The sequence below is a fragment of the Caballeronia telluris genome (genome assembly GCF_001544495.1).
Taxonomy (GTDB): Bacteria; Pseudomonadota; Gammaproteobacteria; order Burkholderiales; family Burkholderiaceae; genus Caballeronia; species Caballeronia telluris.
In genome coordinates this window covers 25,665-48,767 of sequence record NZ_FCNZ02000017.1, presented here as the reverse complement: position 1 = coordinate 48,767, position 23,103 = coordinate 25,665, and the positions used below count along the sequence as shown (strand labels likewise).

The 23,103-nt window shown below is 64.2% G+C and carries 18 protein-coding genes; 6 read left to right on the top strand and 12 right to left on the bottom strand.

The window, feature by feature from the left end:
• Nucleotides 1-23 precede the first annotated feature (23 nt).
• The 6 genes from infB to AWB66_RS21305 form a co-directional block, all read right to left on the bottom strand.
• Nucleotides 24-3,020 (bottom strand): translation initiation factor IF-2, encoded by a 2,997-nt coding sequence (gene infB, locus AWB66_RS21330; protein WP_087632170.1) that lies wholly within the window; start codon nucleotides 3,018-3,020, stop codon nucleotides 24-26.
• Nucleotides 3,021-3,114: 94 nt separating this feature from the next.
• Nucleotides 3,115-4,590 carry a transcription termination factor NusA gene (gene nusA, locus AWB66_RS21325; protein ID WP_087632169.1) on the bottom strand — a complete coding sequence of 492 codons (1,476 nt, stop codon included), beginning with the start codon at nucleotides 4,588-4,590 and terminating at the stop codon, nucleotides 3,115-3,117.
• Nucleotides 4,587-5,045, bottom strand: coding sequence for a ribosome maturation factor RimP (gene rimP, locus AWB66_RS21320; RefSeq protein WP_087632168.1), 459 nt, complete (start codon nucleotides 5,043-5,045; stop codon nucleotides 4,587-4,589). The genes nusA and rimP overlap by 4 nt, the downstream gene beginning before the upstream one ends.
• Before the next feature lie 455 nt (nucleotides 5,046-5,500).
• Nucleotides 5,501-7,369: a 23S rRNA pseudouridine(2605) synthase RluB gene (gene rluB / locus AWB66_RS21315; RefSeq protein WP_087632167.1), complete on the bottom strand. Its 1,869-nt coding sequence runs from the start codon at nucleotides 7,367-7,369 to the stop codon at nucleotides 5,501-5,503.
• A 123-nt stretch (nucleotides 7,370-7,492) separates the two neighbouring features.
• Nucleotides 7,493-8,518, bottom strand: coding sequence for an SMC-Scp complex subunit ScpB (gene scpB / locus AWB66_RS21310; RefSeq protein WP_087632166.1), 1,026 nt, complete (start codon nucleotides 8,516-8,518; stop codon nucleotides 7,493-7,495).
• Between the two features lie 396 nt (nucleotides 8,519-8,914).
• Nucleotides 8,915-10,162: a pyridoxal phosphate-dependent aminotransferase gene (locus AWB66_RS21305; RefSeq protein WP_087632165.1), complete on the bottom strand. Its 1,248-nt coding sequence runs from the start codon at nucleotides 10,160-10,162 to the stop codon at nucleotides 8,915-8,917.
• Between the two features lie 526 nt (nucleotides 10,163-10,688).
• Between AWB66_RS21305 and AWB66_RS21300 the strand changes: the two genes are divergently transcribed.
• Nucleotides 10,689-11,090, top strand: coding sequence for a transposase (locus AWB66_RS21300; protein WP_062637477.1), 402 nt, complete (start codon nucleotides 10,689-10,691; stop codon nucleotides 11,088-11,090).
• 298 nt (nucleotides 11,091-11,388) lie between these two features.
• Here the strand turns inward: AWB66_RS21300 and AWB66_RS34975 are convergent, their stop codons facing one another.
• Both AWB66_RS34975 and AWB66_RS21290 read right to left on the bottom strand, forming a co-directional pair.
• Nucleotides 11,389-11,604: a hypothetical protein gene (locus AWB66_RS34975; RefSeq protein ID WP_159462927.1), complete on the bottom strand. Its 216-nt coding sequence runs from the start codon at nucleotides 11,602-11,604 to the stop codon at nucleotides 11,389-11,391.
• A gap of 309 nt (nucleotides 11,605-11,913) precedes the next feature.
• The gene (locus tag AWB66_RS21290) at nucleotides 11,914-12,225 is read right to left on the bottom strand and encodes a hypothetical protein (RefSeq protein ID WP_087632163.1); all 312 of its coding nucleotides are present in this window, start codon (nucleotides 12,223-12,225) and stop codon (nucleotides 11,914-11,916) included.
• A 280-nt stretch (nucleotides 12,226-12,505) separates the two neighbouring features.
• Between AWB66_RS21290 and AWB66_RS21285 the strand changes: the two genes are divergently transcribed.
• From AWB66_RS21285 to AWB66_RS21275, 3 genes are all read left to right on the top strand, one after another.
• The gene (locus AWB66_RS21285) at nucleotides 12,506-13,225 is read left to right on the top strand and encodes a YdcF family protein (protein ID WP_200819036.1); all 720 of its coding nucleotides are present in this window, start codon (nucleotides 12,506-12,508) and stop codon (nucleotides 13,223-13,225) included.
• A gap of 321 nt (nucleotides 13,226-13,546) precedes the next feature.
• Nucleotides 13,547-13,792 carry a hypothetical protein gene (locus AWB66_RS21280; protein WP_087632161.1) on the top strand — a complete coding sequence of 82 codons (246 nt, stop codon included), beginning with the start codon at nucleotides 13,547-13,549 and terminating at the stop codon, nucleotides 13,790-13,792.
• A 209-nt stretch (nucleotides 13,793-14,001) separates the two neighbouring features.
• The gene (locus AWB66_RS21275) at nucleotides 14,002-14,262 is read left to right on the top strand and encodes a DNA-binding protein (protein WP_087632160.1); all 261 of its coding nucleotides are present in this window, start codon (nucleotides 14,002-14,004) and stop codon (nucleotides 14,260-14,262) included.
• 30 nt (nucleotides 14,263-14,292) lie between these two features.
• On the opposite strand, the gene AWB66_RS21270 is transcribed toward AWB66_RS21275, so the two are convergent.
• On the bottom strand, nucleotides 14,293-14,580 hold the full coding sequence (locus tag AWB66_RS21270) for a putative quinol monooxygenase (protein WP_087632159.1): 288 nt from the start codon (nucleotides 14,578-14,580) through the stop codon (nucleotides 14,293-14,295).
• Between the two features lie 476 nt (nucleotides 14,581-15,056).
• Entirely contained in the window at nucleotides 15,057-16,262 is a 1,206-nt protein-coding gene (gene bamC, locus AWB66_RS21265) for an outer membrane protein assembly factor BamC (RefSeq protein WP_087632158.1), read from the bottom strand.
• Between the two features lie 505 nt (nucleotides 16,263-16,767).
• Here bamC and AWB66_RS21255 point away from each other — a divergent pair.
• Together AWB66_RS21255 and AWB66_RS21250 are read left to right on the top strand one after the other, a co-directional pair.
• Nucleotides 16,768-17,178 (top strand): DUF2844 domain-containing protein, encoded by a 411-nt coding sequence (locus AWB66_RS21255; RefSeq protein WP_087632237.1) that lies wholly within the window; start codon nucleotides 16,768-16,770, stop codon nucleotides 17,176-17,178.
• Nucleotides 17,179-17,189: 11 nt separating this feature from the next.
• Nucleotides 17,190-18,479, top strand: coding sequence for a DUF3443 family protein (locus tag AWB66_RS21250; protein WP_087632156.1), 1,290 nt, complete (start codon nucleotides 17,190-17,192; stop codon nucleotides 18,477-18,479).
• 97 nt (nucleotides 18,480-18,576) lie between these two features.
• Here the strand turns inward: AWB66_RS21250 and AWB66_RS21245 are convergent, their stop codons facing one another.
• Nucleotides 18,577-19,644 (bottom strand): OmpA family protein, encoded by a 1,068-nt coding sequence (locus tag AWB66_RS21245; protein ID WP_159462926.1) that lies wholly within the window; start codon nucleotides 19,642-19,644, stop codon nucleotides 18,577-18,579.
• An 82-nt stretch (nucleotides 19,645-19,726) separates the two neighbouring features.
• A complete protein-coding gene (locus AWB66_RS21240) occupies nucleotides 19,727-22,822 on the bottom strand; it encodes a YadA-like family protein (RefSeq protein ID WP_159462925.1) in 3,096 nt (1,031 codons plus the stop codon).
• Nucleotides 22,823-23,103 lie beyond the last annotated feature (281 nt).

Genomic DNA, 23,103 nt, shown 5'->3' with positions numbered 1-23,103 from the left:
GCCTTGATTTACGGCGGGCTATCTTACAGCGTACGAGCCACTTCGGTGACTTCGAACACTTCGAACTGGTCGCCTTCGACGATGTCGTTGAAGTTCTTGATCGACATGCCGCATTCGAAGCCCTGACGCACTTCCTTCACGTCGTCCTTGAAGCGCTTGAGCGAGTCGAGTTCGCCGGTATGGATCACCACGTTGTTGCGGATCACGCGCACCGACGAGCTGCGCTTGACGACGCCGTCCGTGACCATACAACCCGCGATCAGGCCGATCTTCGGCACGCGGATCACCTGGCGCACTTCGACCGTGCCGGTCACGACTTCGCGCTTCTCCGGCGACAGCATGCCGGACATCGCCGCCTTCACTTCATCCACAGCGTCATAGATGATGTTGTAGTAGCGGATGTCGATGCCGTTGTTCTCGGCCACCTTGCGCGCCTGCGCATCCGCACGCGTGTTGAAGCCGATGATGACCGCCTTCGACGCCGTCGCGAGGTTGACGTCCGATTCGCTGATCGCGCCGACCGCGCTGTGCACGATCTGCACGCGCACTTCGTTGGTCGAGAGCTTTTGCAGCGACTGCACCAGCGCTTCCTGCGAGCCCTGCACGTCGGCCTTGACGATGAGCGGCAGGTTCTGTACTTCGCCTTCGCCCATCTGCTCGAGCATGTTTTCGAGCTTCGCGGCCTGCTGCTTCGCGAGCTTCACGTCGCGGAACTTGCCTTGACGGAACAGCGCGATTTCGCGCGCCTTGCGCTCGTCCGGCAGCACGATGACTTCCTCGCCCGCGCCCGGCACTTCCGACAGACCCTGGATCTCGACCGGAATCGACGGACCCGCCGACTTCGTCGGCTTGCCCGTTTCGTCGAGCATGGCGCGCACGCGACCGTAGGCGCTGCCTGCCAGCACGACGTCGCCGCGGTTCAACGTACCCGACTGAACCAGGATCGTTGCAACCGGACCCTTGCCCTTGTCGAGCTTCGCTTCGATCACGAGACCCTTGGCCGGCGCTTCGATCGGCGCCGTCAGTTCCAGCACTTCGGCCTGGAGCGAGACGTTTTCCAGCAGTTCGTCGATGCCCTGACCCGTCTTCGCCGACACTTCGACGAACGGCGAATCGCCACCGTACTCTTCCGGCACGACGCCTTCCGCGACGAGTTCCTGCTTCACGCGCTCGGAATGCGCATCCGGCTTGTCGATCTTGTTGATCGCGACGACGATCGGCACGCCGCCCGCCTTCGCGTGGGCGATCGCTTCCTTCGTCTGCGGCATCACGCCGTCATCGGCTGCGACCACGAGAATCACGATGTCGGTTGCCTTCGCACCGCGCGCACGCATGGCCGTGAAGGCCTCGTGACCCGGCGTATCGAGGAACGTGATGACACCGCGCGGCGTTTCGACGTGATAGGCGCCGATATGCTGCGTGATCCCGCCCGCTTCGCCCGCCGCCACTTTCGCGCGCCTGATGTAGTCGAGCAGCGACGTCTTGCCGTGGTCGACGTGACCCATGACCGTGACGACCGGCGGACGCGGCAGGCGTTCGCCCGCTTCTTCCGTCGTTTCGCCTTCGGTGAGCAGCGCTTCCGGATCGTCCAGCTTCGCCGCGACCGCACGGTGACCGAGCTCCTCGACGACGATCATCGCCGTTTCCTGGTCGAGCACCTGATTGATCGTGACCATCTGGCCGAGCTTCATCATCACCTTGATGACTTCCGAAGCCTTCACCGCCATCTTGTGCGCCAGATCGGCGACCGAAATGGTTTCCGGCACGTGCACTTCGCGTACGATCGGTTCGGTCGGCGCCTGGAACGTCGTCTGATCCTGATGCTTGCCGCGTCCCTTCGGACCGCCGCGCCAGCCGCGATCGACGCCGCCGCTCGTGTCGCCGCGGGTCTTGATGCCGCGACGCTTGGCTGCGTCGTCCTGCCAGCCGCCCTTGCCGCCGGCCTTCTTCTTGTCCGGCGACGACGGTGCGGTCGTGGCCGGCGCGCCGGCCGCCGGCTTCTTCGCCGCGGCCGGACGTGCGGACACCGCACCTTCCGGCTTCGCCGGCTTGTGCAGCGTGCCCTTCGCCTCGACGGCCTTCGCCGCTTCCGCCGGCTTGACGGCAGGCGCCGGCTCGGCTGGCTTCGCCTGCTGCGCCTTGCGCGGCGTGTTCATCATTTCGCGGATCGCGCGCGCTTCGGCTTCCGCCGCGGCACGGCGCTTCGCAATCTGTTCCTGCTCGGCGCGCGCCTTTTCAGTCGCGGCGCGCGCGGCTTCCTCGGCCTTCTTGGCGGCTTCGCGCTGAGCGGCGCGCTCGGCGGCGGCCTTCTCTTCGTTCTGCTGCGCGGCGGCATCCGGCTTCGGCGCTTCCTCGGCCTGCTTTTCCGCTTGTTTTTCGCCTTGTTTCTCAGCCTGCTTGTCGGCCTTGGCTTCCGTGCGCTGTTCCTGACGCGCGGCGGCCGCCGCCTTCGAGACTTCGGCCGCTTCCTTCATGGAGGCAGCGCGCTTCGCCGCTTCTTCCTCGGCACGGCGACGCTCGGCTTCGGCCGCGTCCTCGCGCGCACGGCGCTCCGCCTCTTCGCGCTCGAGGCGCTCCTGGCGTTCCTTCAGCTCCTGCGCTTCCTTTTCGAGCAGCTCCGCCGCATGCCGCGCTTCTTCCTCGCGACGCTGCAATTCGGCTTCGTCGACTTCGTCCTCGACGTGATTCTGCGCCTCGACCACTTGCTCGGCGCCTTGTTCGTCGCGTTTCACGAAGACACGCTTCTTGCGCACCTCGACCTGAATGGTGCGAGCTTTACCCGTAGAGTCGGATTGCTTGATCTCCGACGTATGCCGGCGGGTCAGAGTGATCTTGCGCTTGTCGGCGTCGGCGGAACCGTGCGACTTGCGCAAATGATCGAGCAGGCGCGCCTTGTCCGTTTCGGACAGGTTGTCGTCAGCGCTCGCTTTCTGGACGCCAGCCGCCTGCAGTTGCTCCAGCAACACGCCTGCAGGCATTTTGAGTTCCGCGGCAAATTGGGCTACGTTGTTACTCGCCATTCATTCCTCTTGATGCAAGGACAGATTCCTTGCTGTTAGATCGGGGTCATGCGGCCGAACTGGCCGCGATATGTCAGTGCGCCATGGTCATTTCTCACTGGAACCAGTGTTCACGTGCTTTCATGATCAACGCCTTAGCGGCATCCTCTTCCATGCCGGTCATGTCGACCAGCTCATCCACAGCCAGTTCAGCGAGTTCGTCGCGCGTCTGGATCTGGTGTTCTGCAAGCTTCGAGAGCAGTTCGTTGTCCATGCCATCGAGGCTCTTCAAATCGAGTGCGGCACCTTCGACTTTCTCTTCGTTGGCGATCGCCATCGTGAGCAGCGCGTCACGCGAGCGGTTGCGCAGTTCGTGCACCGTGTCTTCGTCGAAGGCTTCGATTTCGAGCATTTCGTTGAGCGGCACATACGCGATCTCTTCGAGGCTCGTGAAGCCCTCGTCGATCAGGATATCGGCGACTTCCTCGTCGACGTCGAGACGCGCCATGAACAGGCCGCGCAGCGTGCCGCGTTCCTCGTTCTGCTTCAGGGCGGATTCATCCGGGGTCATGATGTTGATCTGCCAGCCGGTGAGTTCGCTGGCGAGCCGGACGTTCTGGCCACTGCGGCCGATCGCGACCGCGAGTTCGTTCTCGTCGACGACGACGTCCATCGAATGCTTTTCTTCATCGACGACGATCGATTGTACGGCTGCCGGCGCGAGGGCGCCGATCACGAACTGGGCGGGATCTTCCGACCATAGCACGATGTCGACGTTCTCGCCACCGAGCTCGTTTCGCACCGCCTGCACGCGCGAACCGCGAATACCGACACAGGTGCCGATCGGGTCGATTCGCTTGTCGTACGCGATCACACCGATTTTCGCACGCACGCCAGGATCGCGCGCGGCCGCCTTGATTTCGAGCAGACCCTGCTCGATTTCCGGCACTTCCATTTCGAACAGTTTCATCAGGAACTCGGGCGCCGTGCGCGAGAGTTCGATCTGCGGGCCGCGCGCGGTGCGGTCGACCTTCGCGATATAGGCGCGCACGCGGTCGCCGACGCGCAGATTTTCCTTCGGAATCAGCTGGTCGCGGCGCAAAAGTGCTTCGACGCGACCCGATTCGACGATGAAATTACCCTTGTCCAGACGCTTGACCGAGCCGGTCATGATCTTCTCGCCGCGCTCGAGGAAGTCGTTCAGGATCTGCTCGCGCTCAGCGTCGCGAACCTTCTGAAGAATGACCTGCTTCGCCGCCTGCGCACCGATACGGCCGAATTCGATCGACGGGATCGGCTGCTCGATGAAGTCATCGACTTCGGCGTCCGGCTTCTCTTCCTTCGCTTCGAACAGCAGGATTTCCTGGTCCGGCTCCTGCAGGCCTGCCTCGTCCGGCACGACGCGCCAGCGGCGGAAGGTTTCATGCTCGCCGCTCTCGCGATCGATCGCGACGCGGATGTCGACATCTTCCTCGAACAGCTTTTTCGTTGCCGAAGCCAGCGCGGCTTCCAGCGCTGCGTACACCACGTCCTTGTTGACGTTTTTCTCGCGCGCCAGCGCATCCGCCAGCATCAAAACTTCGCGACTCATTGTTTGCGGCTCCTAAAGTCAACCTTGGGGACGAGACGTGCTTTATCGAGGTCCGCGAGCGTGAAATCGAGCATCGCGGCGCCGTCCTTCCCTTCAAATTCCAAACCAATCGTTTCGCCGTCCGGCGCATGCACGATGCCCCGGTACGACTTGCGCCCGTCCAGCGGCTTTTTCAATGTGATGACCACTTCGCTGCCCGCGAAGCGTTCGAAGTCCGCCAGTTTCTTGAGAGGCCGATCGAGACCCGGCGAAGAGACTTCGAGCCGGTCGTAATCGATGTTTTCGACTTCGAGCAGATACTGAAGCTGACGCGTGACTTTCTCGCAGTCTTCGATGGCGATTCCGGCGGGCTGGTCGATGTACACGCGCAACATGCCGCCTCCCGAACGCTCGAGATCGACAAGCTCGTAGCCCAGGCCCGAGACCGTGGTTTCAATCAATTCCGTCAGTTGCACAATGACTCCAGGGTGTTCACGCGCGCTCCACGCTGAGAACACCTGCGGGCCGCGCCTTTAAGCCGGCGCGCACCTTCGTTGCCCCAAGATGCCGAACCGAATAGCCAAAAAAAAATGGGCGCAACGCCCAATTTCTTTTAAACCGAGGTCGCATCCGGGCGGCTATGACTAGCTCCACGAAACTGCATGCCCAGCGACTTTGTGATTTTAGCCATTTTTCGTGATAAAGGCAACCGAACCCGACGCGTTTGCCGCACATTCGCGGCCGATCCAGCGTCGATTCCCCGCGATTTCGCTGGGAAACACGCGCAACGTTTGCCGATGTCTTGCGAAGCGGGTGGCCAATGCGAAGGGGCACGCTGGCGTGCCCCTTCGTGATCGAACCCATCGCGCCCGGCCGGTGCGTTCGAGATGCGGCCGGACCGTTGCGTTTCAAGCTCGACCGCGCACCTCGTTCAGCGACCGCGCGTGCGGTTGCGCGGCGTGGCCGGGCGCGGACCGCGTCCCGCGCCGCCCGCATTGCCAGGCTTGCCCTGACCGCCGCCTTGCGGACCCTGACGCCCGCCAGCACGCGGACCCGCCGCGCCGGTGCGCTTCCCGCCGCCGGCTGCCGGCCCTTGGGGACCGCCCTGCGCACGAGTGCCACGCGGACCGGCGCCGCCACGGCCGCCCGGCGCGCGATTGCCGTTCGGCTCGCCGCCAGCGCGATTGCCGTCCGCTTCGCGCCCGCCCCGGCCACCACCGACGCCGCTGGCTCCGCCGAAACCGCCGGTGCCGCCGAAGCCGCCCGTCGAATTGCCGAAACCGCCCGCCGCGCCGCGCCGACCGCCGCCCGCGCCGCCGCCGCCGCGCGTGGGCGTCTGCGCCATACGCGAGTGCGAGCTGAGTACGGGCTCACGCGTGATGAACCCCATCGACGTCTGCATCGGGTCCGGCTGCACGCGCGGTGCCGAATTGCGTCCGCCCTTTTCCTCCACCGGCGCCTTGAGTCCGACCGATTCCATCAGGCTGCGCACCTGGTTGTCCTCGAGTTCTTCCCAACGGCCGCGCTTCAGTCCCTTCGGCAACGCGATCGGACCGTGACGCGTGCGAATCAGCCGGCTCACCATCAGGCCGGCCGCTTCGAACATCCGGCGCACTTCGCGGTTGCGGCCTTCGGCCAGCGCCACGTGATACCAGTGGTTCGTGCCTTCGCCGCCGCCGTCGCGGATACGCAGGAAGTTGGCAGGACCGTCGTCGAGCTCGACGCCCTTCAGGAGCTTCTGGCGCATCCCTTCCGACAGCTCGCCGACCACCCGCACTGCGTACTCGCGCTCGACGCTGTAACGCGGATGCATGAAGCGGTTCGCCAGATCGCCCGAGGTCGTGAGGAGCAGCAGGCCTTCGGTATTGAAGTCGAGCCGGCCGACGGCGAGCCACTTGGCCGTTTTCATCGGCGGCAGCTTGTCGAACACCGACGGGCGGCCTTCCGGATCGGCATGACTCACGATTTCACCGGTCGGCTTGTGATACAGCAGGATGCGCGGCGGCTTGCTCGTGAGCTTGCGCTTCACCGGCTTGCCGTTGATCCGGACCTGGTCGGTCGGCATGATGCGCTGGCCGATGTGCGCCGGCTCGCCGTTCACCGACACGCGGCCCGCGATGATCAGCTCTTCCATGTCCCGACGCGATCCCATGCCCGCTTCGGCGAGCACCTTGTGGAGCTTCGGCGCGTCATCATCGGGTTCCAGCACGCGCTTTTGCAGTGCATCACGGCCGCGGCGCAGCATCGGCGCGCGCACGCTGCCCGCGCTGTTGTCTGCGTCGAACGCAGGTGACGTGACGTAGGCGAACACATCGTCGACGGCTGCCGCAGCCGGGCTCTGCACCGGTGCGTCCGCGTCGTCGCGCTTGCCGCGCTTCTTTTGCGCGCCCGGCTGACGGCGGCCGCCTTCGCGCGATCCGTCCTTCGGCTCCTTGCCCGCCGCGTCCCGACTGGCGCCGCCCTCGCGCTTGGCCGCGTCCTTGCGGGGCGCGCGCGCGCCCGCATCCTTGCGCGGCATGCGAACCTGCGCGACGACGACGCCATCCGGCGGCGCTTCCGCCACCGCGCCGGTCGCCGGGACGCCTTCCTCGGCACCCTTCGTCTTCGCGACGGCACGGCGCCGGGCGATCAGGCTGCGCGGTCCGCGACGCAAGCCGCGACGCGGGCGATCATCGCTCTCGGCGGAATCGTCGGCGCGCGCGCGGTCGTCGCGGTCGTCGTTCGAGGACGGGCCTTGTGCGTCCGTGGCACGAACGGGGCGCTCGGATTCGGGCGAATCGCTGTCGTGGGAGTGTGTCAAAACAACCTCAAATGTGTCGAGTCGCGCGCCCGTCGCGGGCGCGTCAAAAAAATCCGCTGATCGTTCGGCTGATCGTGTGAACTGATCGTTATGGACAGCCGGATCAGGGTCCGTGCAATTGCATCAGGCGCGGCGTGCTTCCCGTTCGTCGGTATCGTCGTCGGTGAGCGGGTTGTCGTCCGGCGTGGCGGCGTCGCGTTCTTCGGGTTCGCTATGGCTCGCCTGCACCGGTTCCGGTCCGGTCGCGCTCACGTGAGTGTCGTGCTGCGCCCGGTCGGTCGGGGGTACTGCGTGTTGCTGTTCGTCTGCTTGCGCAGGTGCGTCGGGCACTATGGCGGCGGAGCCGGCCGGCGCTGACGCCTCGTGGTTCGTCGTCGACGCCGATTCGCGCGGCGCTTCGACATCGAAGGCCGTGGCAGCAGCCGGCGTGCCCGCTTCGGCGTGCGTTTCGTCGGCGGGCAAGCCTTCCTGCGCTGCCCCTTCCTCGTGGACTGCCGGCTGCACGCCGTGTTCCCCGGCCGCGTCGAAATCGGCCGCATCCTGCGGCAAAGGTGGCTCGCCGGCACCGGAAGCGGGCGCATCGCCCTCGACAAACTCGATCGAATGCTGCGCCATCAGTGCCGCTTCGAACTGCGCGGACGGATTATCCAGCGCGGGCAATTCGTCGAGCGCGGTGAGGCCGAGATCGTCGAGAAACTGCTTGGTCGTCGCGTAAAGCGCCGGGCGCCCCGGCACGTCGCGATGACCGATCACCTCGATCCAGCTGCGGTCCTCGAGCTGCTTCACGACCTGCGTGTTCACGGTGACGCCGCGAATTTCCTCGATGTCGCCCCGCGTCACCGGCTGCCGATAGGCGATGATCGCGAGCGTTTCGAGAACGGCGCGCGAGTACTTGGGCGGCTTTTCCGGGTGCAGCCGATCGAGATAACCCCGCATTGCGGGCTTGCTTTGAAAGCGCCATCCGGACGCGAGCGCCACCAGTTCCACGCCGCGGCCGGACCAGTCTTCCTTCAGGCCTTCGAGCAGCGTGCGGACGGTGTCAGCCGAAATATCGTCGGCGAAGAGCTTGCGCAACTCTCCGAGTTTCAGCGGTTCCTGCGCGCAAATCAAAGCAGTCTCGAGGACGATCTTCGCCTCTTGGGTATTCATGCAGCTAGGTCAGACCCTGTATGGTCAATGAACCGGATCAATCGGATTCGAGCGGGCCAGTGCGTCCGGGCAATGCTGCGGACGATGAAACTGGAACACGGAATTTCTAGACGCGCTCGCCCGATTTTGGTCGGTCATATTGATTGGGAGCACGCACCGGGGGGAGCCGAACCGGGCGACCGGCCAGTGCGAATCAGACTATTCGCGGTACTTCTGGCGGGTCACCGAGCCATCCCAGTCGGACGGAGTAGCGCATTGACTGGCGCCAAGCGCGTGACTGAGCGCCATATTACGCAAAAAGAACCGGTGCGTAAAGGTGAAACATTTCGCCTCGCGAACGCTCACGTCGCAACGCCAAAGGGCGCACAAAAAGCGTGTTTCGCACCGTGGCATGGGTCAGGAACGCGCGTTCGACGCAAGAAATTCGCGCAGCCGCTCGACACCCCGATCGAGCCTCGCAGGGTCGCACGCGTAGCACCAGCGCACGAAGCCCTCGCCCTCCGCGCCGAACGCGCTGCCGGGCGCGAGCCCGAGATGCGCCTCGCGCACGAGCGCCTTGCATAGGTCGAGACTGCGTCCGGCGCCGGGCAGCGAGAAAAAGAGATACATCGCGCCGAGCGGCGCGCGCACGTCCACGCCCGGGATCGCCCGCAGCGCGGCGACGAGATGATCGCGGCTCGCACGCAAGTCGTCGACGAGCGACGCCGTGAACCGCTCGCCTTCCTGCACCGCGACGACGCCCGCCTGCTGAACGAACGACGGCGCGCACGACGTGTTGTATTCGACGAGCTTGCCGAGGTCGTCCATGAGCGCCGCCGGGGCGACGAGCCAGCCGAGGCGCCAGCCCGTCATCAGCCATGCCTTCGAAAACGAGTTCACCGCGATCACGCGTTCGTCGCGCGTCGCGAGATCGAGGAACGACGGCGCCACGCGCCCCTCTGCACCGTAATAGAGCCGCTCGTAGACTTCGTCCGCGACGATCCAGATACCGTGACGCCGGCAATGCTCGAGCACCGCGCGCTGCTCGTCGCGGGTCATCGTCCAGCCGGTCGGATTGTTCGGCGAGTTGATCATGAGCATCCGCGTGCCGGGCGTCAGCGCGGCGAGGAGGCGTTCGAGATCGAGCGTCCAGCCGTCGGCGCCGTAGGTGAGCGAGACGGTCTCGACATGCGCGCCCAGGATCTTCGGGATCTCGACGAGGTTCGGCCACAGCGGCGTGACCGCGACGACCCGGTCGCCCGCGCCCGCCACGAGCTGCGCGGCGAGCATCAGCGCATTGACGCCCGCGCTCGTGACCGCGATGTGCCCGGGCTCCGTCGTGCCGTGCAGCGCGCTCACGTAGCCGGCGAGCGCCTCGCGCAGCGGCGCGATGCCGAGATTGTGCGTGTAGAAGGTGGCGCCGTCGGCGAGCGCGCGGCTCGCGGCGTCGCGGATGAACTGCGGCGTCACGCGATCCGATTCGCCGAACCAGAACGGCAGCACGTCCGGCACGCCGAAACCGGCGTTCGCGACCTCGCGGATCTGCGACGGACGCAAATCACGCACGGCATCGCGTGCGTTCGGCGCGTGGCCGCCGTGCTCGCCGCCACTTGTGCCACTCAACACGCCCAACTCCGCCGATACCGCTCCCGCCGATTCGCTCATCGCTCCGCCCCGTCGATAGAAAATGGAAGTCTACCGCGCTGGCGCCGGGCGGCTGAAGCTGCGCAAGCGCGCCACGCGATGAATACGCGCAACTGCCGGCAGCGTCACATTGCGCGTCGCGTTCGTTCCCGTCCGTCATCAATCACACCGATCAGTGCGCGTTTTGGCGGGAACGATCGTTCGAAACGAGGTTCGCTGCGGTGCAACAAAATGCCCGCAACGCACGCAGTGAGGGCTTGCTGCACTGGATTGGTGATTGTCCCGATTTCGCAAATACCCTGTTTCGGGTCTGATAGCGGCCATGCTGGCATCGCGCCAGCCTACTGCCATGTGGGTTTCCCGGCATTTGCTGCTCACATGGCACGGTTCTCGCATTTCATTGCGCACAGGGTCGGCGCCGTCAGCGGTCATAAGCAAATCGTCCGCCGCAGACGGTATCCGATCTGCCTGGTATTCGTTCTTCGAATTCCGACCAGAGTGCGCGGCGCGGGGCGGCGCACCGGGGTTAGCTTCGCTGAGGTGAAACATGACGCTGTTCGACGATTTGAGAGATAACGAGTGGGCGCTGGTCGAGGCGCTGTTCTGTTCGGAACCTGCACGCAGTGAGCGGCGCGGCCGTCCGCGCGTCGAAGCGCGCGCAGTGGTCAACGCGGTGCTGTGGGTGCTTTCGACCGGTGAAGGCTGGTCGAAGCTGCCCGGCCGCTATCCGTCGCCGCCGACCTGCCGTCGCCGGTTCGACGAATGGCAGGCCGATGGCACCCTCGCCGAAATCGTGAAGCGACTCGGCAACAACGGCCGGGAAGTGTCGCTGCGCGGCCGCATCGGTTCGACTGCTGCCAAACCGCCTGCACCGCCGAGCCGCGATCGTCTGCGCGGCGCGTTCTGGACCAATCCGGAATCGTGGCGCGCGCCAGCCAAAATGGCCTGAGCGATCGACTGACTGCATCTTGGCATGAACAAAAAGCGTCAAAATCTTTTTGCGCTTTTCCTTCGCGAGGTTTCGCCTGCTGCCAGGCGAAACCTCGATCGATTCCCTTCCGCATGAAAGTGCGTTCTGACGCGCTTGTCGTTCGGCTTTTCCAGCATCGAAACAACTCTTTACCATTATTTACAGCGCCGACAGGCGTGCTGGCATAAGTTGGTGACCTATCGAACGGGCTTTCGTATTGGCCTGAAGGGAGCTCACCATGAGACCAATGTCACGGCTTGCGTGCGGCATTGTCGTTTCAATTTTGTGTGGAGCGGCGAACGCGCAGGCGCAGTTGCAACCCGAAGATCTCAGCGTCCAGGCAAGCGCTCAAGCGACTGCGCCCGCTCAACAGGATGTCGCTCGTGCCAGGGACTTCAGTCCGCCCGCGCCGCGAGGCGATCTGCGCGGCGATATTGCGAGCAACGTGCGGGTGCGCCCGGACGACGAGCAAGAAGAACGTCCACGTCGACATTGACGCAACGCGTGGGCAGAACCACATACCAGGGTGATTCCAAGAGCGATCTGAATTCGCCCGATGCTCAGCGGGAACCACTGACGGCTCCACGAGTCCCATCCAATGCCATGAGCACAGCGTGGCAGCAGTAAGATCCGGTATGCCCGTATCCTTGTGATACGGGCTTTTTTTCGGCCGGCCGTTCTGACCGGCGTCGGGCCAAGGCGGTCACTGCCGCGCCGACACCGCACCCCGGCGCTTTTCCGCCCTTATCTCATTCCCTTGGAACGTGGCGAGTGTCGCGTCCCGGGTTCGAGCCGTGCTGTCCTAGACCCGGGCCTCGAGAACCGGTTCGTGCGTGGCGAGGGTGTAGCGCTCGGCGCGATGCAGATCCCAGTCCATCGAACGTTCGTCGCGTGCGAGGCGGTTGAATTCGAGCCGGCCCCGCTCGGTGACGACAGCGATATCGACCGGCGCGTGAAACCCGGGCGCCGGCGCCACCGTGCGCTGACGGACGAGTTCGAGCAAACCGAGCGCACGCAATTGATCGAACACGGGAGGGCGTTTCGCCCACGGGACCTGACGATACTGGGCTCGCCGGAGCGCTTCGAGTACGGCTTCGTTAGAATACGTGGTCATTTCGTTCTTTCTTCCTGTGCAGCCATGACGGCACCGCGTGCGAGCAGTCAGACGACCCCCGCGGCACCGACTAAAGGCGGCATGCCCTATCCGCTCCGTACGCCGCTTCGCGGCCCAGGACCGGAATCGCAGCCGCCGCTTGCGCTAGGTGCTGCTTGTTATTTCAAGCCCCCGTTCCAGGCGTGCTGATCGCACGCTTCACCCGCCATTCGTCGGCGTATTCCAGAGAATGCGACGGCGCAGCGGATTGTCTCGAAAACCATACGTTACCCCAATCAAATTGGTTCTATTCACTTTATTGCTGCTTTTTTTTGCGCTATTTGCGCTTTGGCGACGAAAGCGCGCCGTAATTGCAATCCTCTGCTGCATCGTCTTCTGGGCCTTCGGGGCGGGCTGGCTCTCGCGCCCCGCGCTCGACTTCGTTCAGCGCGGTTATGAACAGGTGCTCGCGCCCGAATTCGCGCCGCGCACGACAATTGTTCTGCTAGGCGGCGGAACTGACCGGCACGGCGATTCCCGGCTCGTCCCCAAGCGCGATTCGATCCTGCGTATCCGCGTGACGGCCGAGTTGTATCGCGCATGCAGGGACAGCGGCGCGGTGTGCCGGGTCATCGTGAGCGGCGGCGATCCGCAACATCACGGCGAGGCCGAAGCCGACAACTACGCGCCCTACCTGCTCGCTCGCGGCGTGAACGGCGCGGACCTCGCGCGCGAGAACCAGAGCCTCAACACTTATCAGAACGCGCGCAACGTCGCCGCCATTTTGCGGCCCGAACATGACGATACGCTGATCGTCGTCACTTCTTCATATCACATGCAGCGCGCCATGCTCGCTTTCGAGGCTTTTGGCCTGACGCCGCAGCCCGTCGTGTCGAACGTGCGGTTCGCGCGCGCGACCTTTTTCCCGACCATCGAAGGCTTCGTCACGGCGGAGATCGCGTGGCACGAACTCGTGGGAATCGCGCGCTTTCATGTATATCGCCGGCTGCATCTCTACTGATCTCATCGATCCGTTTCGTCGCAACGCCATTGTCTTATTCGACGTGCGCGATCGTCTCGAATTAATAAGGACTAGAAAACGACCGAGGCCGGCGGTATCATCGCCGCTCAGTCTTCGACTGGCTGGAGCCGGGCATCCGATACCGATACCGCGGGCCGTTCCTTGTGGCCCGTGAGCTTTCAATCCTGGCGGGCAATTGAACGCAACATTGGCGTGCATTGTTGCGCGAGCGGCCGCAGGAGCGGTTTTTGCTCAGACATATGGCGATGTCCAAGCATCGGACAGGCGATTCCCGGGTTCAACTACTACTAGGAGGTAACAATGAAGAAAGTGTCCCTGGCTGTTCTGTTGTCCCTGAGCGCAGTCGCATCGGTTGCGTATGCGCAGGGCGATCAAGGCGTGACGATGAGCACCGATCCCGCCAAGATTTCCGATATCGAAATGCGCGCGCAGAACTTGCAATCGCGTCAGGATAGTATGCAAAACATGCCCGCGCAGGCGCCGGCCCACAAGGGTCACCACAAGAAATCCGGTTCGAAGAAAATGGCGCCCGAAGCCGGCCAGTAGACCGCCAGCTTCCTCGTAAAACATAAAGCCGGAGACCGCGCGCGAAGCGCGGTTTCCGGCTTTATTCATTGGGCGTGCGTCAGCGCGCGAGATCGATTTCTGGCGGGACGCACGGCTCAGTCGCGCGGGCGGTATGCTACATTGCGCATCGACATTTTTCGCCCCTTTTCCCGTTGAACCCGCTAACGCACGCAGGTGCGGAGGACAGCATGAGCAATATCCAGCTCGACATCGAATGGACCGAAGCCGCGTCTCGCAAGATCGAAAAACTGATGCCGCGCAGCGCCAACAAGGACGCCTATCTCGCCCTTCCGCCCGTGGAATGCCTGCCGATGGAAGGCGATGTCCTGTTTCTGGGCCCGGAAGGCAAGCAGCAGCCGTTCATCGTCGCCGAGCGTCAATATCATCACGAAGGCGACGCCGACTGGACCATCATCCTCATCCTCGACGTCCCGCACGAAACGCATTGAACGCGCGACCTGGCGCGCTCGCGGCAAGCGTCAGAGTTTCGCCACGACGTGAATCTCGCCTTGCTCGACGAGCGCCGGCGCATTGAGCCGATGCGCCTGGATATGCGGCGAGCGGCCGTGTTCCTCGAGCGCCGCTTCACTTGTCCAGCGCTCGAAGAAGACGAAGCGCCGCGGCTCCTTCAGATCGCGATGCAAGTCGTATTGCAAGGCGCCGCGCTCCTTGAGCGTCGGCTCGACGAGCCCCTGCAACGCTTCCTTCAACTTCTCTTCCTGCCCGGGTTTCGCAACGAACGTGGCAACAACGGCAATTTCCGACATGGGCGTTTTCCTCGAATGAAAGAAGGACAAGGATAACTGCGCCGCGGATTGTTCGCCCGCCCGGCGGTGCCGGCAATCGACATCCGGATGAAAAAAGAAAAACCCGCGTCTCATCGAAACGCGGGTAAAAACCGTCGCCCTACGAGGATAGGCGACGGGGCCACCGGCGGCCGCGCGCACGCGCGAGGCCTGTATTCGGACGACGGAAGCAACGCGGAGCCCATGCTCGCGCGCTTTGTCGGGCCCGCGCCGCAGACGCGCAACATCCGCGCTTGGATCGCATGCCGTGTGAGCACTCTACCCGGCATGCGATTGATTCTTATAAGCTTTCCCGCACATAACCTTACCGAAACACTGCGCGCTGCCCTCAACGCGAAACGTCGCTGATGCAACGCGCGTCCGGCCCGCGCACGCATAAAAAAACCGCCTCGAAATCGAGGCGGTTTTGCGTTCGGCGAAACGCACTGGATACCGGATCAGCTGATCTGATCGGCGAGCAATGCCATGATCTGACGAGCCTGCGGCGAGGAATCCACCTGGCCCTTGTCGTCGACGATCGACACGCGGGTTTGCTGCTCCGTGATCGCCCGCACATTGACTTCGTATTGCTTCGCGACCTTCTCCTTCCGGCCGTGGAACACCTGGCTCCAGAAGCCCTGCTCCGCCGACGTCATGTCCTTCGGATCGACATAGCGAACGAAATAGACGCCCTTCGCGCGGTCGCGGTCGTCGACCGTGAAGTTGCTGCGGTCGAGCGCGATGCCGACGCGCAACCACGCGCGGTCATAAGGCTCGGGCAGCGTCAGTTCCGCGGACGACGCCTCGGGTACCGTGTCGTTGCTCACCGCCGTCTGGCTGGAAAGCTGGACGTTCTGCACGGCGGTTGCCTTCGCCGCCGCATTGCCGCCCTTTGCGGCGGTTCCGGCCGTCGCCGAGGTGCCGAGCGTCGACGCGTCCGAACCGCCGCCGGCCGTGCGCGAGTCCGACATCGCGAGCGTCGCCATCAAGCGCTTCAGATACTCGTTTTCGAGCGCCGGATCGTTCGGACGAGCCTGCCACTGGCTCGAATCGTTGTTGACGCCCGTCAGTGCCTCGCGCATGCCCTTCTGGCTCACGAACACGTAGGTGCCGCCGTTCGGCGCCACTTCGAGACGCGTGCGGTATTTGTTGCGTTCGGCGGTGACATACGAATTGCCGGTCGCCTTCGACAGCGTATTGCGAATCAGACCGTCGGAAATTTGCGGATGGGTTTCGTTCCAGTCGGTTTCCATCACGCCCTTGTCGCGGGCGTCGACGACGAGCAAAAAGCCCTGTTCCTGCCAGAAACGTCGAACTTGCGGCCAGACCTGGTCCGGCGACTTGCTGTCGATGACGAGCCAGCGCTCCGTGCCATCACGCTGGATATGCATGCCCGATACGGGCGGAACCACGGTCGGAGCAGTCGGGGCGGCCTTCTGAACCTGCTGCAGGTCGGACAGCGTCGCCTGCCCGCCCTGAGGCGGCAACGAGCGCTGGTCGGACGCTTCATCGAGCAAATTCGGCGGAACTGCGAGCGACGCCTGCTTCGAGCGTTGATCGCTCTTGTAGTTGATCGCGGTGGGGGACGACGTGCCGCATCCGGCCACGAACCCTGCCGCCATCAAGAGTGCTGCCAACCGCTTGGTCACACGAAAATCTGTCATGTTTGGGAAGTCCTTCCGCTACGCCACGGGGTTTTCCGTGGATCAACCTAGTATTTTACCGGTGCCGCGCGTCGCCGTGCAAAAACAGCATGGCGCGGCGCGGTTTTCGTCGTGCGCTGACCCATACGTCGGCCACCGAATCCCGAACGCGGTCACTGTGATTTTGATGCGCAGTGGCGTAGCGCATGTCCCGCTGCATCGCCAGTTGCACGCACTCTTTTGGCGGGGATTCATCCGCGGCATGTCGGCTTGACAAACTTTGACAATTCTCCTTTCAAACCGACCGCCATCGTGCGTCGCAACGGCTTGATAAATAAGCCTTATTCAGACATTTCGCTCTTATCTCAATAACCCTTCATAGGACTGCGCCATCGCGTCATTTGGGTATCGCGCCATCTTAAAATTTCATCTCAAAAATAAGAACCTCACTGGATCGATACCCCAAATGGCGACCTCACGCATAAGACCTCCTTACTATTTCATGGCGGCCACGATCGCGTGTCTGATGATGACGGGCGAACCCGCTGTTGCACGACTCGGATCGACGATCGTCACCACGCTCGATTCATCACCCGTCCCGGTCATTCGGCACGCGAAGAACGGCGAACTGTCCTTCGACGAAACCACTGATTCCAACGGCATCACGCTGCGCCAGTACATCGACTCCGCAGGCGTCGTCTATGCCGTCAGTTGGCACGGCGCCGCAATGCCCGACCTCGAGGCGCTCCTGGGCGCCCACTTCGCGCGCTACAAAAGCGCAGCAGCGGGCTCGCAAGCCAGCCACGGACTGCACGGATCCCGCGTGGCCGAGGACGACCTCGTCGTCGAGTCCGGCGTGCGGCTGAGGCAGTTCGTCGGCCGCGCGTGGCTCACCGACGCGCTCCCGGCGGGCGTTACCGCCGCCGACATCGAATAGGAGCCCAGGTCATGCGATCCAGTCGATGTCTCCTGCTCACAGCGTCGCTCATCGCGATCCTCGCGACCGGCGCGCTTTCCGCGTGCGGCGGCGGCGGCGACAGTTCGTCGACGCCGACCAGCCCGGCCCCCGCTCCGGCGTCCGTCGTCGCGCCCGCATCCGTTACCGCGCCGACGCCCGCATCGTCGGCGTCCGTCAACGTCGTACCGCAATCGACTACGCCGAATGTCCAGCCGATCAGCGTGTCGCGCGTCGAAACGGGCACGCGCAATATGTTGCAGACGAGCGTCACGATCTGCGTGCCCGGTACCGACAACTGCCAGACGATCGACAACGTCCAGGTCGACACCGGCTCGCAGGGGCTGCGCATTCTGGCGTCGGCGCTCTCGCCCGCGCTCGCGTTGCCGGCCGTCGCCACCAGCACCGGCGCGAACGCCGCGCAATGCACCGTGTTCGGCTCCGGCTACACATGGGGCGCGGTACGTACCGCCGACATCCGCCTCGCGGGCCATGTCGCCGCAGCGACGTCGATCCAGGTGATCGCCGACCCGGCCGTGCCCGCCGCCGCCGACGATTGCACCAAGTCCGGCCTGCCAATGCTCACCGCCGCGCGCTTGCGCAGCAACGGCATCCTGGGTGTCGGACCGTTCAGCGCGGATTGCGGCAGCGCCTGCGTCAACGCGCCGCTGCCGCGCTGGTACTACGCGTGCACGCCGGGCGCGACCGGCACATGCGTCGCGAGCACGCTCGCGGTTACGCAGCAAGTGACCAACCCGATCGCGCGCTTCTCCGCCGACAACAACGGCGTGCTGATCGAGCTTCCGGCCGTGCCCGACGCCGGCGCGTCGGCCGTTGCGGGCACGATGACGTTCGGCATCGGCTCGCAGGCCAACAACCTGCTCGGCGATGCCACCGTCCTGCGCGGCAGCACGCTGTCCGGCTTCGTTCTCACCGACTTCGGCGGCAGCACGTTCTCGACGAGCTTCATCGACAGCGGTTCGAACGGGCTCTTTTTCCCGTCGGATTCGCTCACCCAGTGCGGCCTCTGGTATTGCCCGCCGACGCCTCAGAGCCTCACCGCGACCATTCGCTCGACGAGCGGCGCCTCACGCGGCGTGAACTTCTCCGTGGCGCCAGCGACGGCGCTCTTCACCAGCAGCAACAACGCGTTCTCGAACCTGGCCGGTCCGGTTGGCAATTACTTCGATTGGGGCTTACCGTTCTTCTTCGGGCGACGCGTATTCACTGCGCTCGAAGGGCGCGTAACGCCCGCGGGCAGCGGGCCGTATTACGCGTTCTAGCTTGATGCGCCGGGCCGGCGGAAGACGCGCCTGCACGAACAACAGCCGAGCCGCCCGATCGATCGAGGCGGCTCGACCGCTGTGCTCTTTACGCGGATTACTCGCCCGACGATGGCGTCTCGCCGCGGCGCGTGAACTGCAGTTCGACGCGACGGTCGCCGGCAAGACAATCGACGAGCGCCCGGTGATTGCTCATCGTGCATTGCGCGCCCGGCGAAGCGGGCCCGTAGCCGCGCGCCTGAATGGGCAGCGTGACGCCGTGATCCTGCAAGTACCGCTGGACGCTGGTCGCGCGCCGTTGCGACAGCGCGCGGTTGTAGGCCAGGCTGCCGAGCCGGTCGGTAAAGCCGGAAATCGCGATTCCGGACACGTCGCCGGCGCGCTTCACATCGGCGATCACCGCATCGAGCTTCGCCCTGCCGTTTTCCGTGATCGACTCGATGTCCCCGCGATCGAACGGGAAAAGCGCATCGGCCGACAGCGCGATCTTCGGCGGAAGCGACACAGCAGCGACCGGCGGCCTCGGCACCGCACAGCCGTCGAGATGGGCTCTCGCGTCGCTCATGACGCGCTCGACCGCGTCGACTTTTTCCTGCGCGGCGTCGAAATTGCGCGCCCACGCATCGTGCCCGGCGTGCATGAGCTTGACCTCCATGCACGCGACTTCCCGTTGTGCCTGCGGGCAATACGCAAAACGGGCGTCGCGGCGTATGACCCCGAGCGACGCGGCGATGTCGGGTCGCAGTGCGGCAACGGTGCGCAGCGACGGATTGTCGAGCTTCGCAGGCCGGCCGGATTCCAGTTCCGCCGTCAGGCGCGCGGATTCGCCCAGCGCCTCTTCGACAAATCCCCAACCGTTGCTCAAGGCGATCTCTTCATTGGCTGCGTCCAGCCAGCATTGATCCTTGTATCCGAAGTAGTTTTCCTTCCTTGTACCGAGTCCGTCGAGTCTCGACTGCAGCGACGCGCTCACTTCCCGCGGCGCCTTGATTTGTCCATAGACGTCGGTCCATTGGCGGACCGCGGCGCCCGCTGGTTCGCTCTGCTCGGTGTCGAAGCCTCTTTGCAAGACTGTCGGATCCTGGATCGCGAGCTTGTCGCGAACGGCCGTCGAGCAGCCCGCAAGCCACAGCACGCAAGCTGCGGCAACGATGGTGTGTTTCATGTGTGTAGCCTGTGTCGGAGCCACGTCGCGCCTGGCACCGTGGCTGTGATGTCGCACCATCGAACGATGGAAATGTGGGTGATCAGCCGCCGAATACGTAGCCGATGCCCGCGCGAACGATGGTGCTGTTGCCGCCCGACGACGACACGCCCGCGTTGAAGTTGAGGTTGCCCTTCTCGTTCCAGCGCGAGACGCCGATGCCGAGCGCCGCCTGTCCGCGATAAGCCGCGACGCCTGCGTTGAGCGCGGTGCGTCCCGGCAGATACGGCGTCACCACGTTGAGCGCCGATGCCGCAGCGATGCCCTTGCGCGTATTGCGGTCGAGATCGCGAATCTGCTGGTCGGCGTTGTTGAAGCGCTGATCCGTGTAGCTGTTCGCCTGACCGAGCGTGCTCCCCGACGCGCGATTCAACTGGTCGAGGTTGACCGCATCCGTGCCCGACGTGCCCGCTGCGACATTCGTGATCTGCCGCTCCGCGCCCGTTGCGCCGACCGACACGCTGTTCGCCCGATCCGCGACCGAGTTCGCACCGAGCGCGACCGAATTGTCGGCACTCGCGATTGCACCGGCGCCCGTGGACACGGCGTTCACGCCGCTCGCGAGCGCATTCGCGCCGAGCGCGAGCGAGTGCGTGCCGCTCGATACCGCCGCTTCTGTCGCCCCGTTGCCATCCGCGCTGAAAAGCGCCATGGTCGCGGCCGTGAAGTTATTGACCTTCCCGACCGCATCGTTCAATTGGCCGACGTTGACCGCGTCGGTAATGAGCGAGCCGGCCGCGACGTTGTGGAGCGTCGTGCCGCCCGAGGTGCCGTTGCCGAGCGTCACGTTGGCGTAGTCCGTCGCGCCGCTCGCCGTCTTGTCATAGGTGAGCGCGGCGACGGTGTTGCCCTTGCTGTCGATCAGGCCCGAGCTTTTCAGTTGCGAGACGTTCACGGCGTCGGTGTCGGCGGTGCCGGCCTTCACGTTCGTGATCTGCCGCTCTTGCCCGACTGCCCCGACCGACACCGAGTCGGCGCGGTCGGCGACCGAATTCGCACCCAGCGCGACGGCGTTCTTCCCGCTTGCCTGCGCATTACCGCCGATCGCGAGCGAGTCCGCGCCGGACGCTTGTGCGGCCGTGAGGCTCGAGTTGGTCGTGAAGTATTTGAGAGAGCCGCCGTTCTGGAGGCCATCCACCAACTGTTTCGTCTGGAACAACTGGTCGCCGTTGACGGCGTCCGTGCTGCCGGCCGCGATGCGGCCAGCCGCGACGTTGCGCAGCGCGACCGGCGCCGACGCCGATGCGCCGCCGAGCGTCACTTGCGCGCGATTGACGGTGCCGTCCGGATTGGTGTCGTAGACGACCGCCGCAAGGGTGTTGCCGGTCGGATCGACGAGGCCCGACTGCTTCAACTGTGCGACGTTGACGGCGTCGTGGTCGTCGACCCCCGCCTTTACGTTCGCGATGGTCGTGCCATCGCTGCCGCCGAGTGTGATTCTGCCCTTGCCGATATCGTCATAAGCGACGAATGCGTTCGTCGCGATGCCGCTCGGGTCGATCGTGAGGCCGGCGTCCTTCAACTGCTTGACGTTGACGGCGTCCGAATCGTCGGTGCCTATCGCGAGGTTCGAAAGAATCGTTCCCGCCGTGCCGCCGCCGAGCGTGATTTTGCCCTTGCCGATATTGTCGTAGGCGACGAATGCATTCGTCGCGATGCCGCTCGGGTCGATCGTGAGGCCAGCGTCCTTCAGTTGCTTGACGTTGACGGCGTCCGAGTCGTCGGTGCCTTTCGCGAGGTTCGAAAGAATCGTTCCCGCCGTGCCGCCGCCGAGCGTGATTTTGCTCTTACCGATATTGTCGTAGGCGACGAATGCGTTCGTCGCGATGCCGCTCGGGTCGATCGTGAGACCGGCGTCCTTCAGTTGCTTGACGTTGACGGCGTCCGAGTCGTCGGTGCCTTTCGCGAGGTTCGAAAGAATCGTTCCCGCCGTGCCGCCGCCGAGCGTGATTTTGCCCTTACCGATATTGTCGTAGGCGACGAATGCGTTCGTCGCGATGCCGCTCGGGTCGATCGTGAGACCGGCGTCCTTCAGTTGCTTGACGTTGACGGCGTCCATGTCCGCCTTGCCGGCCTGCAGGTTATGGATCTGTGCACCGGCCGTGCCTCCGAGCGTGACAGACGTTCGCTCGTCGCCGTCGAATCGGACAGTATCCGCCGATGCATCGACCCCGGCCTTCGCCGCTGCCTGGATCGCGCTGCCGACATCGGTGTATTTCCCGCCGTTCACGGTAAATGAGGGCGCGCTGAGTGCCCCGTCGGCTCCAAGCGCCGCACCACCGCCGATTGCGGCTGCCGTGCTCGACGCCACACTGTGCAACTGTGATGCGTTCACGGCATCCGTGCTGGTTGCGCTCAGCGTACCGGGGGCAAGGTTGACGATCCGCCGCTCCGCGCCTTTCGCACCGATCGATACGACATTGCTCTGTGACCCGTCGCTGCCACTGCCGAGCACCACGCTGTTGGCACCTGACACCGACACGTCGTTACCAAGCACCATCGAGTTGATGCCGGATATCGTCGCCTGATTGCCGAGCGCGACGGACCCCGCGCCCGAAACGACGTTGTTCGTCCCAAGCGATATCCCCTTGTCCGTGCCCGTGTTCGCCGTGTCGCCAACGATCGAATTGTTGCCGATGACGATGCTGTCCGTCGAACCCGCTCGCGCCAGGTTGCCGATGGCGAGCGAGCGGTCACCATTGGTCGCCTCCGCGTTGACGCCGATCGCCGTGGACCCTACTCCGCTCGATATGACGGATTTGCCGATGGCAACCGATTCCACGTTGCCCGTGTTTGCGTTCGAACCGATCGCGACAGACTGATTCCCATTGGCATGCGTATTCAGGCCGATCGAAATTGAATCGGAACCGAGCGCTTCGATCCGATCCCCTATGTCGGTGGGCCCGGCTTTGATCAGTTGCTCGGGTGACAGACTCGGCCCGATGGGCAACACCTGAGCACGTGACGACATGACGGCGCTGCGCTCACTCTTCGTCAAAACGCCCAGCGCACGCACCACCTCCGCCGCATAGGAGAAGCCTGTTTGCGCGGACGCCTGGACGAGTTGACCGCGCTCCTCGGCGTGAATCATGCTCGGCAGGGCAAATACCGTCAGGGTCGCGAGCGCAACGCTGCGCATGGACCCACACTTCGCAAGTGCTCGCACGCGGACTAGCGCATGCGAAAGCGAGTCGGAATGCTGACTCGAACGCTTATTCGTCGACACGACATCTTGATTCTTCTTCATTTTTATCTGCTCACTCTCAGGTTCAAAGGCACGTGAATCACGCGCCTATTTTTTTGACTTCATGCAGCTATCCTGCCTATTCCCTTCAATCCGAATCCGACGCACTTAGCATCCCTAACCGGCCTCATGGCGCCGCAATGAATATCGATTCGATTGCCTAATCAATCACGCTC